12 protein-coding genes and 1 riboswitch are annotated in these 16,783 nt (G+C 60.5%); of the genes, 8 read left to right on the forward strand and 4 right to left on the reverse strand.

Features of this window, described 5'->3' with window-relative positions; all coding sequences use genetic code 11:
* Positions 1-83: 83 nt before the first annotated feature.
* A riboswitch (cobalamin riboswitch) is annotated at positions 84-285 on the reverse strand.
* A 314-nt stretch (positions 286-599) separates the two neighbouring features.
* From QN222_RS14740 to QN222_RS14750, 3 genes are all read left to right on the forward strand, one after another.
* Positions 600-1,199: a DUF6656 family protein gene (locus QN222_RS14740; RefSeq protein WP_283964900.1), complete on the forward strand. Its 600-nt coding sequence runs from the start codon at positions 600-602 to the stop codon at positions 1,197-1,199.
* Between the two features lie 205 nt (positions 1,200-1,404).
* On the forward strand, positions 1,405-2,379 hold the full coding sequence (locus tag QN222_RS14745) for an L-threonylcarbamoyladenylate synthase (protein WP_283964901.1): 975 nt from the start codon (positions 1,405-1,407) through the stop codon (positions 2,377-2,379).
* A 28-nt stretch (positions 2,380-2,407) separates the two neighbouring features.
* On the forward strand, positions 2,408-3,844 hold the full coding sequence (locus tag QN222_RS14750; RefSeq protein WP_283964902.1) for an FAD-binding oxidoreductase: 1,437 nt from the start codon (positions 2,408-2,410) through the stop codon (positions 3,842-3,844).
* A 104-nt stretch (positions 3,845-3,948) separates the two neighbouring features.
* Here the strand turns inward: QN222_RS14750 and QN222_RS14755 are convergent, their stop codons facing one another.
* On the reverse strand, positions 3,949-6,126 hold the full coding sequence (locus QN222_RS14755; protein WP_283964903.1) for a DUF1217 domain-containing protein: 2,178 nt from the start codon (positions 6,124-6,126) through the stop codon (positions 3,949-3,951).
* Positions 6,127-6,440: 314 nt separating this feature from the next.
* Between QN222_RS14755 and QN222_RS14760 the strand changes: the two genes are divergently transcribed.
* Entirely contained in the window at positions 6,441-7,007 is a 567-nt protein-coding gene (locus QN222_RS14760; RefSeq protein WP_180940363.1) for a DUF6101 family protein, read from the forward strand.
* A 510-nt stretch (positions 7,008-7,517) separates the two neighbouring features.
* Here the strand turns inward: QN222_RS14760 and ubiA are convergent.
* From ubiA to QN222_RS14775, 3 genes are all read right to left on the reverse strand, one after another.
* A complete protein-coding gene (ubiA, locus tag QN222_RS14765; RefSeq protein WP_284005488.1) occupies positions 7,518-8,477 on the reverse strand; it encodes a 4-hydroxybenzoate octaprenyltransferase in 960 nt (319 codons plus the stop codon).
* 171 nt (positions 8,478-8,648) lie between these two features.
* The gene (locus QN222_RS14770; protein ID WP_283961876.1) at positions 8,649-9,452 is read right to left on the reverse strand and encodes a MipA/OmpV family protein; all 804 of its coding nucleotides are present in this window, start codon (positions 9,450-9,452) and stop codon (positions 8,649-8,651) included.
* A gap of 267 nt (positions 9,453-9,719) precedes the next feature.
* A complete protein-coding gene (locus QN222_RS14775) occupies positions 9,720-10,535 on the reverse strand; it encodes a helix-turn-helix transcriptional regulator (protein WP_283961875.1) in 816 nt (271 codons plus the stop codon).
* A 109-nt stretch (positions 10,536-10,644) separates the two neighbouring features.
* Between QN222_RS14775 and QN222_RS14780 the strand changes: the two genes are divergently transcribed.
* The 4 genes from QN222_RS14780 (at position 10,645) to purD (ending at position 16,772) form a co-directional block, all read left to right on the forward strand.
* Positions 10,645-11,841 (forward strand): MFS transporter, encoded by a 1,197-nt coding sequence (locus QN222_RS14780; protein WP_283961874.1) that lies wholly within the window; start codon positions 10,645-10,647, stop codon positions 11,839-11,841.
* Positions 11,842-11,987: 146 nt separating this feature from the next.
* Entirely contained in the window at positions 11,988-13,028 is a 1,041-nt protein-coding gene (locus QN222_RS14785) for a spermidine/putrescine ABC transporter substrate-binding protein (protein ID WP_283961873.1), read from the forward strand.
* Entirely contained in the window at positions 13,025-15,397 is a 2,373-nt protein-coding gene (locus QN222_RS14790; RefSeq protein WP_283961872.1) for a bifunctional diguanylate cyclase/phosphodiesterase, read from the forward strand. The genes QN222_RS14785 and QN222_RS14790 overlap by 4 nt, the downstream gene beginning before the upstream one ends.
* A 103-nt stretch (positions 15,398-15,500) precedes the next feature.
* On the forward strand, positions 15,501-16,772 hold the full coding sequence (gene purD / locus QN222_RS14795) for a phosphoribosylamine--glycine ligase (protein ID WP_283961871.1): 1,272 nt from the start codon (positions 15,501-15,503) through the stop codon (positions 16,770-16,772).
* Positions 16,773-16,783 lie beyond the last annotated feature (11 nt).

Consider the following 16,783-nt stretch of genomic DNA (forward strand, 5'->3'; position numbering starts at 1 on the left):
AGAGGCAGGACAGGAACCAACGCCGACGATAATGCCGGCGCATCAAAGGCTCCGATCCGGCTGCCCGCCGCAACCAGTTACGGTCGATTTTTTCGTCCCAAGGCTGGTTTCCGGGCTCTGGAGCGGCCCCAAGAAGGACCCGCCCGGCGCCTTCCCGGACACACCGTCCAGTGGCTTTTTGCCGTGGCTTTCGCTCCACCACCGTTGCGGGGGCAGCGCCGGGATCTGACCGGCTTCCCAATTCTCCGCCCTCCCTGGAGCGGCACCTTGAGTGTCGATATCTAAGCGCGCGCAGCGTCTTTTCATTTGCCGATTGACGACATCCCCTTCCAGAAAGACGACACGATGTTCGCGCATCAATCCGCCATGCTGTGATTGATATTATTTATTATAAACAATGTGATAGTCGGAAATATAAGCAGCTGTTGAATTTTTTCGGCAGCGTCATCGCCGGCACGAAATGAACTGTCCATTTTGCGACACTACTGCGGAGTGCTTGCCGTCGACAAAATGTATTGAAAAATCATCTGTTAACCCTGAAGGGCTAGCATTCCGGGACGGATCAACTCGTTTCGCGGACAAGGATGGCGCCGGCGCCAATGGCAAGACTCAGATATTATGACACCGGCACGAGAGCTCCGGTTGCCGCGTCAAAGGCCACGCCCCACGCGGAGTTCCTCCGCACCGGACGGATCGACCGGCGACGGCACTGGATGGCCGGGCAACGGCGCTACCTGACGCATGAGGAGGTCGCGGAGCAAACGGGGCGGAAGCTTTCGGCGGCCGGAGACACGACCCACAAGCGCATCAACGCATTCCATTCTTCGATCCAGTTTCCGAAGATGATCTTTCACCGCACCCTGCCGAACAGTCCGCATCTCGGCTACTGCCATGTGACGGCCGGGAAAACGCATCTCGAGCGCTCCCACGACATCACCTGGGCCTTTTATTTCGCGAACTTCTTCTCCGATCTCGGTGACGAGACGCATTTCTTCGATCGAATAGAGAGGGGTTATTCGCGCATGTATTTCGCGGTCGCTATCGAACCCGGCGGCGACGATGGGCAGATGGTCATAAACCGCAATGTGCGCGGCAATGGCCTGATCTTCCGGACGCAGGACCCGAAGATAGCGCTGAAGAACGTGCTGATGCTGGGTGCGCGCGACGACGCGCTGCGCCAGATCATTCGCAGCCTTTGACCCAGGCTTGGTCGGCATTGTTCTTATACATGTCGTGCTCCAAAACCGCTGCGCACTTTTCGGGCGACATCCGCTCCTTGTTTTAGTGCATGTCGTTGTCCCAAAACCGCTGCGCACTTTCGGGCGACATGCATTGACGAAGAAAATCGTTCTGTTTTTCCGGCGCGTCCGTTAAGGAAGCGACGAAAAGGCAAACGGAACCGCCATGGCCGAAATCATCGATACACGCACAGAGCCAGACCGGGCGATCGAGAAAGCCTGCATCGTTCTTTCCGGAGGCGAGCCGGTCGCGATCCCGACGGAGACGGTTTACGGCCTCGCGGCCGACGCCACAAACCCTGACGCGATAAGCCGCATTTACGAGATGAAGGGCCGGCCCCGTTTCAATCCGCTGATCTGTCATGTCTCGGATTTGGCGATGGCCGAGGCGCATGTGACGTTCGATCCGATTTCGCGTCGACTGGCGGAGGCCTTTTGGCCAGGCCCTCTTACCCTTATCCTGCCGCAGCGGCCGGAGAGCACCGTCCATGCGCTCGCTTCCGCCGGGCTCGATACGCTCGGCATCCGCATGCCCGACGGTTTCTCACGCCAGGTAATCGCCCGCTTCGGACACCCGCTTGCGGCGCCGAGCGCCAACACGTCCGGCAAGATCAGCCCGACCAGCGCCGCCCATGTGCAAGCCGACCTCGGATCCAAGCTGAAACTCATCCTCGATGCCGGCCCGGCCGAAATCGGCCTCGAATCGACAATCATCAAGGTTGAAGACGGCACGCTGCGGCTCCTCAGACCGGGCGGGTTGGACGCCGACGAGATCGAGAAACTCACCGGGCGCGAGGTCATGCGGCCGGAAAGCGCCGGCGCGACGATCGAGGCGCCCGGCATGCTTGCGTCACATTACGCTCCAGGCGCGGCCGTAAGGTTGAATGCCGCGGACGTGCGGGCGGGAGAAGCGTTGATCCGCTTCGGCGGCAGGCCGCTTCCCGGCGAGGGCGAAGCGACCATCGTGCTGGACTTGAGCCCCGGCGGCAACCTCCGCGAGGCGGCCGCCAATCTTTTCGACTACATGAAGCAAGCGGATGCGAGCGGCGCGCGGACGATAGCCTTCGGCCGCGTTCCGGAAGAAGGTCTCGGCGAGGCGATCATCGACCGCCTGCAGCGAGCAGCAGCGCCCAGAGGCTGAACTATCGTCGGAAAACGAGGGAACGATCATGACGACCATACTTTCTCCCGAGCTGATCGCCTCTTTCATCGACATCGTCGGCGGCCGCAATGCGTTCAGCAGTCCGGCGGAGACCGCGCCTTATCTCGTCGAATCACGCGGGCTTTATCACGGCACCACCCCGCTCGTTCTCAGGCCAGGCTCCGTCGAGGAAGTCTCGCGCATCATGCGCCTGGCAAGCCAGACCCACACCGCGATCGTCCCGCAGGGCGGCAATACCGGACATGTGGCCGGCCAGATTCCGCGCGAGGGAAAAGCCGACATGGTTCTTTCACTCGAGCGGCTGAACCGCATCCGCGACGTCGATCCCGTGGGCAACGTCATCGTGGCCGATGCCGGCTGCATCCTAGCGGACATCCAGAAGGCTGCGGACGATGCCGGACGGCTCTTCCCGCTGTCGCTCGGCTCCGAAGGTTCAGCCCGGATCGGCGGCAATCTCTCGACCAATGCCGGCGGTACGGCCGTGCTCGCCTACGGCAATATGCGCCAGCTCTGCCTGGGGCTGGAGGTCGTGCTGCCGACCGGCGAAATCTGGGACGGATTGCGCCGGCTGAAGAAAGACAATACCGGCTACGACCTCCGAGACCTTTTCATCGGTGCTGAAGGAACGCTCGGCGTCATCACCGGCGCCGTGTTGAAGCTGTTCCCGAAGCCGCTTGGCCATCAGGTCGCATTCGCGGGCCTTAAGAGCGTCGAGGATGCGCTTACCCTTTTCGATCGGGCTTCGAGCCTATGCGGGCCGGCGCTGACAGGGTTCGAACTGATGCCGAGGATCGGCATAGAGTTCACCTCCCGGCATATTCCGGGCGTGCGTGACCCGATGGCGACAGTCCATCCCTGGTACGCGCTGATCGATATTTCGACCTCGGATTCCGCGGAAAGCGCGGAGCGTATGGTGCAGGGCGTGCTCGAAGCGGGCGTCAGCGGTGGCCTTGTCGAAAATGCGGTCATTGCGACGAACGAGACGCAGCGCAAGGCGCTGTGGCACATGCGCGAAAGCATGTCGCCGGCACAGAAACCGGAAGGCGGTTCGATCAAGCACGACGTGTCGGTGCCCGTGTCGAGCATCCCTGCCTTCATGGCTGAGGCCGATGCCGCCGTAATGAGAGCCATACCCGGAGCCCGTATATGTGCCTTCGGTCACATGGGCGACGGCAACATCCATTACAACATTTCCCAGCCGGTTGGCGCCGACAAACAGGCCTTCCTCGACCGTTGGCACGAGATGAACGGCATCGTCCACGGGATCGTGCTGAAATATCGCGGATCGATCTCTGCCGAGCACGGCATCGGTCAATTGAAGCGCGATGAGCTTGCGGAAATCCGCCCGGCAATCGAGATCGAACTGATGCAGCGAATCAAGCATGCCTTCGACCCCGCAGGCATCATGAATCCCGACAAGGTGCTGCGCTCAAGGTCTATGTGATCTCGAGCGCCGTGCGTTCAAGTGAACGCACAAAGGACGCTCTATCACTTTGATTCTAGAGCATCTTATCCACTTTCAGCGATTCCACTTGAAAGCAGGATGCTCTAGCCGCCCATCCTGAGCTGTGTCAGCTGCATCAACGTGTCGGCGCTGATGCCGAAACCACCGCTGCCTGACAGGATGGTGGCGGCTGGGGAGACATCGGTGTTGTTCTCTACGTCATAAAGCGCGGTGAAACGCTGCAGGAGTTTTTCGAGCTTCTGGGGATCCTGGAGATCCGCGATATTCATCACGCGCTTGATGTATTCGGCTTGAATATCGATGTCGCTGCTTGCCATCTCCTGCGGGATGCTGAAGGCGGTTCTGACGACCTGCATCAAGGCGCTGTCGGCAAGAAGGTCGTAAACCGTGTTGACGTCGGAAGCCATGCGCTTGAAATAGAGTGCCAGGCGGACACCGGCATTGTCCGCGCCGGCGTTTTCTTCCAGCGTCTGGTTGAGGTAAAGATCCATCGTGGCAATGATCCCGCGGCGGGTCTGGATCTGACCTGCGGCTCCGCGAGCAAGCTTTCCCTCGATATCGAAATTGAAAGAGGCGACGAGCTCGCGATAGCGGGTATCGCTCTCCGTGTTGATAAAGCTTTCCGGATCATCGAGATCGGAGAGAAACATGTCCCTGAGGTAGCTGGTCTCGACAGTCTCCGGGTCGATGCCCGCGGCGACAAGGACGAAATCAACCAGGCGCCGGTTACCGAGCAGGTCGTCGAGCGTTTCGATCTTCTGGATCTCGGCGCTATAATATTTCGCCTCTTCCTGCGCCTTGGTCTTGTCTTCGTCAGTGCCAAAGCGGCTCTTTTCGATGACATAGGCCTTGGACGTATTGAGGATTTCGGCCTCGGACTGTGCAAGCTTCGGCGCGCCAAGCGAGCCGTCGGGCTCGAAGTTGAACGCCTTGGCAAGCTTAACGTAACGCTCGTCCTTGAGCGAGTTGGCATAGCTGTCGGGGTCGCTCAGATCGCTCGTCAGGACCTTTCTCAGCTTGCGCACGCTGTCCCCCTCCTCCTCAAGGCCGAAGGCGCGCAGCGTAAGCGTCATCATGCTGGGATCGTTTAGCAGATTATCGACGCTCGTCAGCGCGTTGATCAGCATCTTGAAACGCGAAATCAGCGCCTCGTCCGCGGCATCGTCCTTGTCGTTGTAATGGACCATATAGCCATCGGACGTGGTGGCCATCTGCGCTGCCGTCTGCGCGCTGTCGCCGCTCGCGAGCGTCCCGTCGGTCTGGAAATTGAAGGCGGCTGCCATGGCCTTGTAGGCCTTGTTGTACTCGCCGCCCATCGTGTTGGCGTAGCTGTTGGGATCGTCGAGGTCACTGGTCAGGATGTTCTCGACGGTTGTCGTCAAGGTGCTCGGCGGCAGCCCGAAGGCGGTCACCACGTAGTTGAACAGGCGCGTATCGGCCTTCAATGCGGCGACCGTCGTGATGCTGCCAATCTTCGCCTCGTAGTAGCTCTTGTTGAGCAGAGCTTCGGCCGAGGTCACGCGGTCGCTGGCGTTAAGGATGTAGCTCTCGTTGATGGCACTCTTCTGCGTCGCGCTCTGCGGCAGCGTGTTGGCGGGCAGGCTCCCGTCGGTCTGGAAATTGAACGCCTTCGCGAAATTCAGCGCAGAGCTGCTGCCCAGCTTGTTGACGTAGCTGTTCGGATCGTTGACGTCGCTGGTCAGAATCTGTCTCAAATGGGAATAGGATGTATATTTGGGATCGAACCCGAAGGCCTTCATCGCATAGGTCCTGAGGCGCTCGTTCCCCAGGAACTGATCGACATTCGTCACGGTATCGATCACCGCGTTGTAATAGCTCGTCTCGGCATTGAGCACGTTCGACTGGTTGGCGATCGTCTCGCTGTAAAGCCCGATCAGTGCATCGGTCTGGGCGTCGGTCTGCGCAACGGCGGTCGACGAGCCAAAACTGAACGCTTCGGCGAAGTTGCGGTATCGCTCGTCCGTCAGGCGATTGGCAAAGCTGTTGTCGTCCTTCAGGTCGCTCTCGAGCACCTTGCGCATGAAGGCCACCGCGTAGGTCATGTCCTCAAGGCCGTGGGCCTTCATGGCGTAGGAATAGAGACGGTAATCGTCGAGAAATTCGTCGACCGAAGTCACCTTGCCGATGTTCGCTTTGTAATATTCGGCCTCGCGCGCAACCAGCGGCTGGATCGACACCCGATTGAGACTGGCCCTCATGTCGCGGGTGATGAGATTGTAGTCGATATAGGTCGAAACCATGCCGCCGCCTTGTCGATTGCCAGAGGGCCAAGCCCACCAAAACAGAATTCTGACGCCGCATCATGTCGCCGGAGACTTGTGTGTGGCTTTTCCGGCATGCGTTTGCGGTTCAAAAAAATCCCGGCAATTTCGTTGACGAAGAAGAAACCTTGGCGGGTCGACTTTTGCTAACCATGGGGCCACGCAAGGTCTTTTTAACCGCAATTTTTAAGCCGTCCGGAAGAGCGGCTGCCTATCCTGCTGCCCATAGAGGACGAAAAGTCCCGACGAGAAGACCGGGAACCGGCTCTCAAGGAAAAACAAGGGCGATTGAAATGCGCAACACACTTTCTCAACCGGCCTGGGTTGAAAACAAACTGAGGCTCGATCCGAAGCGTTTTCCGCAGCATGCAACCTACGCCTTGCGCGGCCATGCGGGTAATGTCACCATCAGCCTCGACGAACGTGGCGCTGTTTTGCGCAAGGTGCTACCATCGAGCGGCTTGCCGCTTTCGATCGCGCTGCCTGCGCGGGCGTTCAAGGGTGTTGCAGCGCGGGCCATCGACCACGGCGACGGAGAGGTTACAGTGACGCTCGAACTCCATCATGACGATCCGGATCTTTGCATCCCGCTGCTCGTCGCCCACGACCTTTCCGACATTGCAGCCGACTGGCGGGCCTGGGCGGAAGCCTACCGCATCCCGATGCTGATGGTGGAAGCCGACGGTGTCGCCCGCCCGCTGGAAGAGCACCTCGGCGATGTTCGCACCGCTCCGGCGAAACCGCGTCGCCGCCACTCTTTTTTCGCCGAGCGCCGCCCGCGCTTTCTCGTGCGCCGCTCGACCGGGACACTCGGCGTTCACATGAAAATCGACGGGCGCGAGATTATCGCCCGGACCTGATTTCCTCTCCGATCGACTCCAGTGCGAGGACCGGCCGAGCCCCTGCGGCCGGCCTTCGTCTTTTCGCGTTGGCGATGCCGCTCCCGCCTGCACGCTACTGCATGTTTCCTTAAATCGTAGCCGATTTGCGGATAAAAACATGCAGCAATTCAAAGTGCTACAGCGTCCTTTGCGCGTCTGATCAGATGCGCGGCGCTGTAGTGGAATTTGCCGTGGAGGTTTTCCACATCTTGCGGGCAAATGTTACCGCAGAAACAGTGGGTTCGCCTTCTTCGTGCCATATGCGCTCCATAGCCAAAGGCACGAATGAAGGAGATATCGCATGCGCAAGCATCTGCTCGCCGTCCTCATCGCCATTCGGGCCGCTTTCCGCGCGCGTGCTGCCGTCAAGCCGCGCAAGCCCGATAGCGGACCAAGCTGGGCATAAGGAGGCCCCGCCAATGGATTGGCTTGACCGAATGCCGGTCGCACGAAAGTCCACACGTCCTCCGGACCCAGCCGGAGGATTTTTCATATGAGGCGTACGAGAAGCGTCAGCACAAGGCCGGCAAAAACAATGAGGCCGACGACGCTGTTGAACTTGAACAATGCCAAGCATTGCAACGGGTCATGGATATTCAGCACCAGGATCTGATAGCCAAGCATCACCGCCGCGACCAGGAGAGCCGCATAAGCGAAGAAGCCCGCGCCCGCCGCGACAAAGGCCAGCAGCATCAGCAAGACGGCTAATCCGTAGAGCCCGATCAGCCATGGCCGCGGATTGTCACCGAACCGGCGCGCGGTCGAACGGACGCCGATCAGTTCGTCATCCTCCCTGTCCTGATAGGCGTAGATGGTGTCGTAGCCAATGGTCCAGGCGATCGCGGCACCGTAGAGCAAAATGGACGCAAGCGAGAGTTCGCCGAACTCCGCCGACCAACCCATTATGGCGCCCCAGGAAAATGCGAGGCCGAGGAAGAATTGCGGCCAGTCCGTGAAACGCTTGGCAAAGGGGTAGACCGCCACCAGGGCCAGCGACAGAATACCGAGGAAAACGGTGAAGCCGTTGAACTGCAGCAGGACGAGAAGACCCACAAGGGCCTGCAGCACCATGAACGCCTTGGCCTGGAAACGCGTGACACGCCCGGAAGGCAGGGGACGCGACCGCGTGCGCGCCACTTCCATGTCGATATCGTGGTCGACGATGTCATTGTAGGTGCAGCCGGCACCGCGCATCGCGATCGCGCCGACCGTGAAAAGAACAACGTGGAGCAGGAAACGGCTTGCCGAGAAGCTGCCGAGGCTTGCCGCCGCCGTGGACGCCAGCGCGGCCGACCAGAGGCACGGCCATAACAAAAGCTGCCAGCCGATCGGCCTGTCCCAGCGGGCAAGCTGCGCATAGGGCCAGAATACGCGCGGCAATACGCGATAAACCCAGTTGTTGGACGGTGCGTCGTGAACGCGGCCGGAATCTAAAGAGGAAGTGTTCATCGCTCCTGTTTGGCTCCCCGAGGCCGGGCGGTCAAGCGGCGGCACTCCGTTCCACAGTCGGTGCCGCATGTTTCCTTAAATCGTAGCCGATTCAAGATAGAAACATGCAGGAATTCAAAGTGGTCCAGTGTCCTTTGCGCGTCTGACAAGACACGGGGGCGCCGTCGGCCGTCAAGGAAGCGTGAAGTCGAAGCGGTAGGTCGCTGAAACCCCGACCAGAAGCTGATTGCGGCTGCCGCGTTCACGTACCAGGCTCGAATCGGCGGCGGGACCCATCAATCGCCGGTATTCGGTATAGGCGCTGGTCTCCAGTTTCTCGGTCGCCTGCCAGGTAATCGCCGCGCCGACGCCGGCGGAGTGGATGCCGCCTCCCGGATCATAGGCGCTCAGGCCGGATGCAGCCGATTCCCTGTTGTTTACACCGTAATAGGTGTCGAAATAATCACTCGTCGCCGCCGTCAGCCGCGGCCCGCCGGAAACCCGTACTGTGTCGCTGACATCGACGAAGGCGTCTGCCGCAACGTCCGCGACGACACCGTGATGACTGCGGATACCCTGGCGGACCTCGGCGCGCAGACGCATCCAATCGGTCGGATAAACCTCGGCGAAGCCGCCGAGTTCGCCACCGAACTTGACTGGATCGAGGCCCTTGAGATCGCTCGACCTATCCTCGTCACGCTCGAAGATCAGCTTGCCCACGACGCCTGCCCGGAACCCGCCCTGATCGAGGAGCGCGTAGGACATATTGTCGTTGCGCGACGAGAAACGCACGCTGCTGCCGGCTTTGCCGAGCGAAACCAGCGGCGCTGCCTGGAACATCCGATCCGAAGCGCCTTCATATTTCGGGCCGATGAAGCCGGTGGCACCGACTTTCAGATACCAATCGCCCGACCATATGAAGCGACCGTCTTCGGCCGACGCCGCGCTGGCCACCAGAAGAAATGTTCCAGAAAGAAAAGCAAGATGGATACGCAATGAACAACTCCGGGTGAATCATTCGCGACCGCATGATTCCTTAAATCGGAATCGATTTAAGGACAAAATCATGCAGCAATTCAAAGTGCTACAGCGACCTTTGCGCGTCCGATTGGACGCGCGGCGCTGTAGGCGGGTGGATCGCGCCGGGGCACGAGCCAGGGAGAAAGCTCGGATGTAATACAACCGCCGCTTTATCTGTGGTCTGTTCCTACGATTCCGTTAACCAGGTCAACCCAGCTTTCGTTTCCCATGGCACGTTATCGGTCAGCCTGACTGGTCACGCAAATAGAGGCTTGGCGGCGCGCCAAGCATGCGCCGGAACATGGTCGTGAACGCCGCGACATTCTCGTAGCCCGCGTCGAGCGCCACGGTGGTGATCGGCTCGCCATCGGCAAGGCGCGGCAGCGAGCCGAAGATGCAGGCCTGCTGCCGCCAGGTGACGAAACTGATGCCGGTTTCGTGCCGAAAAAGGCGCGTGAAGGACCGGCGGCTGATGCGCATGCGATTGGCCCATTGATCAATCGTTGCTGTCGCCGAGGGTACCTTCAGGAACTGCCGGCACAGGGAGGCAAGCCGCTGGTTCTGCGGGAAAGGCAAGCCCAACGGCCGCTCCGCGAGCCGCGGAATCTCCGCGAGCAACAGATCCATGATCAATTGCTCCCGTCGCTCGGACGACGCTTCGTCCCGAGCACAGACCAAAGCGTCAATAAGGCTGCCGACGAGCGCGGTGATCTCGACCACGAGCGGGCGATCGGCGCGGCTGGCGGCCGCGGAAATGTAGATCGAATGCATCCGGACATCGCTCACCATTTCTGCCGAGTGGTCGGTGCCGGCCGGAATGAGCAAGGCGTGCCCCGGAGGGATCATCCAGCGCCCCCTTGGCGTATGTACAAGGACGACTCCGCAACGCGCCCACCACAACTGCGTCCGGCTATGGCTGTGGGGAGGGATCCTCAAGCCAGCGGCGTAATCCTTGCCAATCGCCAGGACGGAAGCGTTCGCGCTCTCGATCCACTCCAGGCTTCTGAAATGATCCGCATCCGGCAATTGCGACAGGTAATCTCTTCTCGTTTTCGGCATTTGGCCCACTCGCGAAAGAATTGGACCAAATCACAAAAGCAGGCCAGCAACAAGCCGTCTAGAGATGATCGGCAGCTCAACCGGTGAGCCGTTCGCAGGGAAACATCTCATGGCTTCAGTAACATCGACGGGCAGCATCAGTCCCGAAAAGACCGCCTTCTCCGTCATTCTTGCGGTCAGCTTCTGCCACATGCTGAACGACATCATGCAATCCCTGCTGACCGCACTGTACCCGTTGCTGAAGGCGAATTATGCGCTCGACTTCGTCCAGATCGGTCTCTTGACCTTCACGTTTCAATTGACCGCATCGATGCTGCAGCCGGCTGTGGGCATTGTTACTGATCGATGGGCCCTGCCCTATTCCCTGCCGGTGGCCATGCTTTCAACCTGTTCGGGCCTCATTCTCCTTGCAAACGCCAGTCACTTCTGGGTTCTGCTCTTGGCGGCGAGCCTGATCGGCGTCGGTTCCGCGATTTTTCATCCCGAATCTTCGCGCGTGGCCCGGCTCGCGTCCGGTGGCCGCCACGGACTGGCGCAATCGCTCTTCCAGGTTGGCGGCAATGCCGGCAGCGCGCTGGGACCGCTGCTTGCGGCCTTCATCGTCATTCCGTTCGGCCAGGGCAGTCTCGCCTGGTTCTCGATCGTGGCGATTACCGGCTTCTTCGTGCTTTCCTGGGTCAGCACGTGGTACGTACGGCACCGCCGCATGACCATGAACCGACCCGCTCCAAACCGGACGCTTCCCTTGCCGAAAGGCCGGGTTCTCTGGGCAATCGCTATCCTCGTCCTGCTGACCGCGACGAAGAACGTCTATCTCGCCTCCATATCCAGCTACTTCACTTTCTTCGTGATCGAGAAGTTCGGCACGAGCGTGCAGCAGGCCCAACTGATGCTGTTCCTGTTCCTCGGCTCGGCGGCCGTCGGAACCTTCCTCGGCGGCCCGATCGGCGACCGATATGGCGCACGCTTCGTCATCTGGTTCTCGATCCTCGGCGTCATTCCGTTCGCGCTCATGCTGCCCTATGCAAGTCTGTTCTGGACGTGCGTCCTGAGCGTTCTCATCGGCCTCATCTTCTCGTCCGCCTTCTCCGCCATTGTCGTCTTCGCGCAGGAACTCGTTCCCGGCCGCGTGGGCCTGATCGCCGGTGCCTTTTTCGGCTTTGCCTTCGGCTTCGGCGGCATGGGCGCCGCGGTGCTCGGCATCTTCGCCGACCGGCAGGGCATCGCGTTCGTCTACGAGATCTGCTCCTACCTGCCGCTGCTCGGCATCCTGACGGTCCTGCTGCCAAAGCTTCCGGCAAGATAGGACGCGGCTCATGCAGTCCCGGCGGAGGACATCCGTCCAGTTACCGGTCGCGTCGACGTCAGTATCCGCCGACGCGACCCTCTGTAATCATTCATAAATTATTGCGCGGTACCGTTATCGGATGGGGGCTTGGGCAGAGGCATGAAATGAGAGGGCGCGCGGTCTTTTCCGTCTTCCTGGCGACGCTGGCATACGCGTCCACTGCTCGCGCCGAAACGCTCAACCTGCTCATCTGGGAATCCTACATCGACCAGGAAATCGTCGACCGCTGGACGGCAAAGACCGGCGTCGCGATTCATCAGGTCAACTATGACAGCGGGGACGCCCGCGACGAGATCCTGGCGGATCCGGGCAGCAACATAGATATCGTCGTCGTCGGAGAAAACGGTGCGGCGCTTTTCGGCAGGAAGGGTATTCTCGAACCGCTTACCGAGGCCAATGTCCCCTCCCTCAAGGACTATGCGCCCGAATGGCGCAAGCGCTGTGCCGGACACGGCCTGCCCTATCTTTGGGGCACGATGGGCATTCTCTATCGTTCCGATGTCGTGAAGGAGCGCCCGACCTCCTGGCGGGACCTGATGCGCCCGAAGCCGGCGTTGAAGAAGCACATCGCCATGTTCGACGACCACAACGAGACCTTCGTGGCCCCTTTGATGCTGCTCGGCGCGTCCATCAATGCCAACGACAACGAGACGCTGAAGGCCGCCTTCGACCTCATGAAGGAACAGGCACCGTCCGTATTGACCTACGATTATGTGATCACCTCAATCCAGAACCCGGCGATCGGCAGAAACATTCACATGGCGCTTGGCTACAGCGGTGACCAGCTTGTGCTCAACGACAAGGTTGGCACTCCCGATCTCTGGCACTACTCGGTCCCGAACGAAGGCACGCTTTCCTGGCTTGATTGCATGGCCGCGACGGCAGGGTCGCCGAACAAGCGACTGGCGCTGGAATTTCTCGACTTCATCGGTTCCGCGGACAGCGCTGCCGCAAACGCCGTGGCACTGACTATGCCTACAGCAAGCAGCGCAGCGCTCAAGCTCCTGCCCGAAGCGATGCGCTCCGACCCGGCGGTCTATCCCCCTGCGGAAATACTGGCGAAAAGCCAATATCAGCAAGAACTCTCTGTCCAGTCGGTCCAAGCACGCCGACGCATCATCAGTACGTTGGCGAATTTCCAGTGACACTCGGCAAGCGCGCGCTCATCCTCATCTTCCCTGTGGTGCTTGCTGGCTACCTCCTCGCTGCCTTTTCGGTTCACGTCGCCCAGAGCCGATCGATCCGGGCGCTGGAACACGCCAAGCTGTCGCAAAGGCTCGAGCATGCGGCCGCGGTCTTTCAGAACGAAGTCCGACGAAGCAAAAGCTTCCTCAACGCTCTGCTGAACAGCAATGCGCTGCGCCAGTTCGTATCCGAAACGGACAAGACCTTTCGCGCCAACGCGCTCGGCGTACGTCTGCAGGAAAGCGTAAAGTCGCTCTCGGACGACCCAATGGGTTTCGTCTCGCTGGTCATCCTGACCTCCAAGCTGGAAACGGAATATTACTTCGAAAACAGCTGGGATCCGTTCGCGGAAGTCGACCAGGCACAGGTCGAACTCGCCAGGCAACTCGTCAAGGGCAGCAAGCTTACGGATTGGACCTACCTCCACGACGTCGGCGGACGTCCCAGAATCGTCTACTCCCAGTTCATCGATCCGATCACCTTGGGCCGCCCCCTGCCCAGCAACAAGGCGAACGCGCTTCTGATGCAGGTCGCCGTGCAACCCGACCGGTTCCTTCAGATGCAGACCGCGCTGAAGAAGGAATATGAGTCCGACATCGTTCTCCAGCCATGGCCCCTCGCCGTTACCGATGACCTTTCGGCAAGCGCACCTCTCGGACCGGCGCTCTATGCGACGCTGACCATTTCGGACGCGCATTTCGACAGCCAGATGCTGCGCCAGAAGACGTTGCTGGCGCTTGGTGCGGTGGCCATGGGCCTTTTCTCCATTTGGCTGATCGTCGTCCTGATCCGCCGCTTCATTACCGAGCCGATCGCCACGCTCGACGCCAATGTCATGGCGGTCATGGTCGGGGCACGCGACGAAATCGTCGATCACGACGAAGCGGGCGAAATCGGCCGACTGACCCAGAACATCCGTGAATTGCACCGCCAGTCGGTCCAATCGCTGGAGCTCGTGCAAAAAAGCTCCTGGACGGACACGCTTACCGGCATCAGCAATCGCGCACACTTCAACACGCTTGCTACCGATGTCGTGCAGGACGCCATGTCGTCCGGCGAAAAATGCAGCTTGCTGTTCATCGACATCGACAACTTCAAATTTGTCAACGACAAGCATGGGCACGCGGTCGGCGACGAACTCCTCAAGACGCTTGCCGCCCGACTCGCAGACCATGTCGACGCCATCACGCGGAGGCGCGGACAGAAGCCGGCGATCTTCGCCCGCCTGTCCGGCGACGAATTTGCTGTCCTGGTGCGTTCACGACCGGGTGACGGCACCGTCAGGGAGATCGCGGCAGCAATTCTCGCTCTGTTCGACGACGGCTTCGAGGTTTCCGGCAAGCGCTATCCGGTGACGGCGAGCATCGGCGCCGCAATCTGTCCGGACGACGCCGGCAATGTCGCCGAACTGATCTCCAATGCCGACGCCGCCATGTATCAGGCCAAGAGTGCCGGCAAGAACCGCTCCAGCCGTTTCTCGCGCGCCCTCCATGACAAACGCACACGGTTGCGCCAGATTCAGGAGGAACTGCGCTCTCTCGATCCGGATGAGCAGTTTCACCTGGTCTACATGCCGATCGTCGACACGAAAGGCCGCGTCACCGGCTGCGAGGCCCTACTGCGCTGGCACTCCCCCATACTCGGCAATGTCACTCCGGACGAATTCGTGCCGATCGCGGAAAGCTCCGGCCTGTTTTCCAAGATCGACTGGTGGGTCATCAACCAGGCGATGTCCGATTGCCGCGAGTTGAAAGCGCTTTTCGGATCCGACACTGTGCTGGCGATCAACATTTCCTCCGCTGAACTGCATTCACGCTCGATCAGTGACTACTTTTCCGATTGTGTCGAACGCCATGGACTTCAGCCGCAGTCGATCGATATCGAACTGACGGAAACCTTCGCGGTCAAAGTGAGCGATCAGCTGCGGCGGAACATCGAGGAACTGCGCCAAAAGGGCTTCCGCCTCTCCATCGACGACTTTGGCGCAGGCTACACTTCGGTTCAGCAAATCATCGACTATGCCGCGGACACGATCAAACTCGACAGAGCGCTCGTCTCCAACCTGACCGCATCACAGTCCCTGCCGGTCCTCAAGGCCGTCGTCGCGCTCTGCCACGCGAAGGATATGGCCGTGGTTGGCGAAGGCGTGGATACGCCGGAAAAGCTCGCGATGCTGACCGCAGCCGGCTGCGACCGGTTTCAAGGCTATCTGATCAGCAAGCCGCTTTCGCTCGACGATCTCGGAATCTGGGCACTGACGCGAACGGCGCGCCCCACGGCCGAAGCGGTTGATGGCAATGCCGAGGAATGGCGCACGGCCGCCGGCTGACCCGGTGTCGATTTGAATCCATCGCGGAACCGCTTTTTCCTTGACCTTACCCCGCCTGCCGTCCTAACCGCAGCGCAGCAATTACCTGATGGCGAGGTTGGCAATGAAGGTTCTTCTGATCGGATCGGGCGGCCGCGAACATGCGCTTGCGTGGAAAATCGCACAATCTCCGAAACTGACCGCGCTTTATGCCGCGCCGGGAAATCCCGGTATCGCCGAAGAAGCGACAATCGTCGTCCTCGATGTCGACAACCAGCAGTCAGTGGTCGATTTCTGCCAGCGGACGGCGATCGATTTCGTCGTCGTCGGCCCGGAGGCGCCGCTCGTCGCGGGGCTTGCGGACGCGCTCCGTGCTGCAGGCATTGCGGTCTTCGGTCCGTCTGCAGCCGCTGCCCAGCTCGAAGGCTCCAAGGGCTTCACCAAGGATCTCTGCGCGAAATACGGCATTCCGACCGGGGCCTACAAGCGGTTCACCGAAGCGGCAGCGGCCAAGGCCTATGTGCGCGAACAGGGTGCGCCGATCGTGATCAAGGCCGACGGGCTCGCTGCCGGCAAGGGCGTGACGGTTGCGATGACGCTTGAGGAGGCGCTGGCCGCCATCGACGAGTGCTTTGCAGGCGCCTTCGGGTCCGCCGGCGCCGAAGTCGTCGTCGAGGCCTATCTCGACGGCGAGGAAGCGAGCTTCTTCTGCCTCTGCGACGGCAAGAACGCCCTGCCGCTTGCTTCGGCACAGGATCATAAGCGCGTCGGCGACGGCGACACGGGACCGAATACCGGCGGCATGGGCGCCTATTCGCCGGCGCCGGTGATGACGCCAGAAATGGTCGAGCGCACGATGAAGGAGATTATCGAGCCGACGATGCGCGGCATGGCCGAAAGCGGCTATCCGTTCGCCGGCGTCTTTTTCGCAGGGCTGATGATCACCCGGAACGGCCCGGAACTCATCGAATACAATGTCCGCTTTGGCGACCCCGAATGCCAGGTGCTGATGATGCGCATGAAGAGCGACCTGTTGCCGCTGCTCTACGCGGCAGCGACCGGGACGCTGGGCGAGATGAGCATTGAATGGCGCGACGACGCCGCGCTGACGGTCGTCATGGCCTCGCGGGGTTACCCAGGCGCTTACGACAAGAACACGCCGATCACAGCCCTTCCCGGCGAGTCCGCGACGACCAAGGTGTTTCATGCTGGCACGGCGGTGAAGGACGATCAACTGGTTGCGACGGGCGGCCGCGTATTGAACGTCACGGCCATGGGCGAAAGCGTCAGCAAGGCCAAGGACGCCGCCTATGAAGCGCTGCGCAGCGTCTCATGGGAAAACGGATTCTATCGTCGCGACATCGGCTGGCGCGCCGTCGCGCGGGAAACCGCCTAAAGCGCGCGCCG

Origin of the sequence: Sinorhizobium sp. 6-70 (assembly GCF_030124375.1) — a bacterium.
Taxonomy (GTDB): domain Bacteria; phylum Pseudomonadota; class Alphaproteobacteria; order Rhizobiales; family Rhizobiaceae; genus Sinorhizobium.

Coding starts and splice junctions, on each gene's coding strand:
- QN222_RS14745 (WP_283964901.1), top strand. CDS start 1,405: ATGGCCGAAATCATCGATACACGCACAGAGCCAGACCGGGCGATCGAG.
- QN222_RS14755 (WP_283964903.1), bottom strand. CDS start 6,126: ATGGTTTCGACCTATATCGACTACAATCTCATCACCCGCGACATGAGG.
- QN222_RS14775 (WP_283961875.1), bottom strand. CDS start 10,535: ATGCCGAAAACGAGAAGAGATTACCTGTCGCAATTGCCGGATGCGGAT.
- QN222_RS14760 (WP_180940363.1), top strand. CDS start 6,441: ATGCGCAACACACTTTCTCAACCGGCCTGGGTTGAAAACAAACTGAGG.
- QN222_RS14785 (WP_283961873.1), top strand. CDS start 11,988: ATGAGAGGGCGCGCGGTCTTTTCCGTCTTCCTGGCGACGCTGGCATAC.
- QN222_RS14750 (WP_283964902.1), top strand. CDS start 2,408: ATGACGACCATACTTTCTCCCGAGCTGATCGCCTCTTTCATCGACATC.
- QN222_RS14780 (WP_283961874.1), top strand. CDS start 10,645: ATGGCTTCAGTAACATCGACGGGCAGCATCAGTCCCGAAAAGACCGCC.
- ubiA (WP_284005488.1), bottom strand. CDS start 8,477: ATGAACACTTCCTCTTTAGATTCCGGCCGCGTTCACGACGCACCGTCC.
- purD (WP_283961871.1), top strand. CDS start 15,501: ATGAAGGTTCTTCTGATCGGATCGGGCGGCCGCGAACATGCGCTTGCG.
- QN222_RS14740 (WP_283964900.1), top strand. CDS start 600: ATGGCAAGACTCAGATATTATGACACCGGCACGAGAGCTCCGGTTGCC.